Origin of the sequence: uncultured Sutterella sp. (assembly GCF_937923675.1) — a bacterium.
Classification (GTDB): domain Bacteria; phylum Pseudomonadota; class Gammaproteobacteria; order Burkholderiales; family Burkholderiaceae_F; genus Sutterella.
This window is the reverse complement of record NZ_CALDXB010000071.1, coordinates 1-2,591: the sequence shown is the minus strand read 5'-3', so window position 1 is coordinate 2,591 and position 2,591 is coordinate 1. Positions and strand designations below refer to the sequence as shown.

Sequence of the window (2,591 nt, the reverse complement as noted above, 5' to 3'; positions counted from 1 at the left end):
CCTTCCCCTTCTCGGGCGGTCAGTGGACTTTCACCACATAAACACACGTGCGCTGTCGGGCGCACAAAAAAATCCCTGCCGTACAATTAAGTACGACAGGGAGCTCCTCAAAAAAAGTGGCATCAGCAAAAACCGCCAGGAGCCCTCGCCCCGGATGGGGCGGGGAGGAATGGCGGCTGGCTAATCGGTTGTCTGATTCTCAATGTACTTTTTAAGAACCTCAGGGGAGGCGCCGCCTACGGAACAGGCGAAATAACTGCGCGACCAGAAGAGCCCTGTTCTGCCGCCTTCAAGAATCCCTGGATATTCCTCGCGTATCTTCCGGGACGAACGCGTTTTAAAGCGGTTCACCATCTCGCTGATGCTCACCTTCGGCGGATAGCTCACGAGCAGGTGCACGTGATCCGCCTCCCCATTGGCCTCCAGGAGGCTGCAGCCTAAATCCTCCGCCGCTATTTTTAGCGCAGCAAGCACGCTTTCCAGTACGTTCGGCGTCATCACTTTGCGCCGGTATTTCGTTGTGAAAATCAAATGCACATGGAGCTTCGTCACGCTGTGACGCGCTCTTTCATAGTCGTCGAACATTGGAATTCTCCTTGACCTCTAAATCATAATTATGATAACATCATAATGTTATTTAATGATAAATTAATTTGACCGCTATATGCTCCGCGCTGCGAAATTCCGCATCTATCCGACTGCCGTTCAGGAAGCTTTTCTCTGGGCGCAATGGGGTGCTGTCCGCAAGTGCTGGAACATGGCGCTCTTCCTGAAGAAGCATTACTACCGCACGCGGGGCGTATCGCTTGATCTCATCCACGAGATCAAGCCGCTCATCGCCAGAGCCAAGAAGTCGAAGAAGTACGCATGGCTCAGGGAATACGATTCGATGGCGCTTCAGGAATCGGTGCGGAATCTCAACAAGAGCTACCGCGCATTCTTTGAGAAAAGAGCGGGCTTTCCTCACTACAAGTCCCGCAGAGGTCCGCAGTCGAGCTATCACTGCACCAACGTCTCCGTCGGCCCCAACTATGTACGCGTGCCGAAGATGGAGCCGATCAAGGCCAGGATTCACCGTGAGGTCGTCGGCAAGGTGAAGAGCATTACGCTTGAAGTCGATTCCGCAGGCGACTATTACGCCGCCGTGCTCTGGGAGGATGGTCTTGCTGAAAAGGAGCCTCTCAAGGAGATCTATGAGGATCAGGTCACCGGCATTGATGTCGGCATCAAGGATCTCCTTACGGAATCGAACGGCCGCAAGGAACCGAACCCGAAGCATCTGAAACGTGCCCGCAAGGCGCTGCGCCGCAGATGCCGGCAGTTTTCAAGAACAAAGAAGGGCAGCCGCCGGCGCGAGAAGGCGCGCCGCAGGCTCGCACGCGCGCATAAGCGCGTGGCTAATGCCCGCAACGACAACCTTCACAAGGTCTCTTCGCGACTCGTGAACGAAAGCCAAGCGCTGGCTGCGGAGAGTTTGAGAATCATCAACATGCTGAAGAACCCACGCCTGGCGGAATCCATTGCTGATGCCGCCTGGAGCGAGCTCTTCCGAATGATTGCCTACAAAGCGAAGCGGGAAGGAAAGTACTTCGTGCAGATCGATCCTTTCTATCCTTCTTCAAAGACGTGCTCCTGCTGCGGCTTCAAGCTTGAGAAGCTTGATCTGGCGACGCGCGAATGGACTTGCCCGCACTGCGGAGTTCATCATGACCGCGACGTCAACGCAGCAGCCAACATCCGGGCAGAAGGCATTAGAAAATTGAGGGCGGAGGGGCTGCCCGTCCTGCGGAGAGAAATGTCCTCTCGCAATGCTCGCTGAGGTCGTGTAAATCCCGGAGACATCCGGGTTGTGACCGAAGAAGCGAGAAGCCTCGCCCAATTCGAAGAATTGGACGGGGAGTAGTCACGCTTGACACAGAAATGCCAGCTGCTCCACAATTCGAGGACGACGAGGAGGAAAACAGCAAAGCGTGAATAGTTAGGATTCATGCTTCGTCTCCTTCGTACGTGACGGCCCGGCGTAACGCAATACGTTGGGCCGTTGTTTTTCTGCCCATCAGGACCGGAAGGTCGGAGCCTGATGGGGCCGGACGCCTCCGGCAGAGCGACTACAGAGATTTGCGGTTCAAATTTTGGGCTTCTGATTCTAAGGCTTTTTTCTCTTTTTGCGCACAGCACTTTTCAAGTCATGCCGGCATGGAGAAGAATGTTGTCGACAGCCTTTTTCAATCTGACGTTTCGAAAGAGCAGAATGAGCAGAGGTCGGGCAGGTGCTTCCGGGAGCAGATGAGCTCCGAAAAGAAACAGAAACGTCTGACAAAGATCGTTGGACGCGCGGCCGAAGCCGCTTGCCATTGCCGGCGCTAATATAGCTATCTCCATGTTTACCAGCCTTTTCAAGGTGGTGCTTATGACTCATCCTTTGCGCATTTATGCGGCCGGGAGTCTCTCCCGGGCGCTCCCGGCGGTGCTTTCCCGCTATGAAGCGCTTTCCGGCATTTCTTCTGAGGTTGTCTACGGACCGGCAGGGCTGCTTGCAGGGCTGACGATTACAAATATTTATTGAAGCTCAGCCCTGTATAGTTTTATCA

3 protein-coding genes are annotated in these 2,591 nt (G+C 54.5%); 2 read left to right on the top strand and 1 reads right to left on the bottom strand.

Translation table 11 applies throughout. The features are described from left to right. Positions 1-180: 180 nt before the first annotated feature. Entirely contained in the window at positions 181-585 is a 405-nt protein-coding gene (tnpA, locus tag Q0106_RS07910) for an IS200/IS605 family transposase (RefSeq protein WP_297611254.1), read from the bottom strand. 79 nt (positions 586-664) lie between these two features. Here tnpA and Q0106_RS07905 point away from each other — a divergent pair, with 79 nt between their 5' ends. Next, on the top strand, positions 665-1,819 hold the full coding sequence (locus Q0106_RS07905) for an RNA-guided endonuclease TnpB family protein (protein WP_297611251.1): 1,155 nt from the start codon (positions 665-667) through the stop codon (positions 1,817-1,819). A gap of 591 nt (positions 1,820-2,410) precedes the next feature. Further along, a complete protein-coding gene (locus Q0106_RS07900) occupies positions 2,411-2,566 on the top strand; it encodes a hypothetical protein (protein WP_297611249.1) in 156 nt (51 codons plus the stop codon). Positions 2,567-2,591: the final 25 nt, after the last annotated feature.

What these genes read in the sequence shown, in the direction of transcription:
- tnpA (WP_297611254.1), bottom strand. Translation starts at nt 585, where the DNA reads ATGTTCGACGACTATGAAAGAGCGCGTCACAGCGTGACGAAGCTCCAT.
- Q0106_RS07900 (WP_297611249.1), top strand. Translation starts at nt 2,411, where the DNA reads ATGACTCATCCTTTGCGCATTTATGCGGCCGGGAGTCTCTCCCGGGCG.
- Q0106_RS07905 (WP_297611251.1), top strand. Translation starts at nt 665, where the DNA reads ATGCTCCGCGCTGCGAAATTCCGCATCTATCCGACTGCCGTTCAGGAA.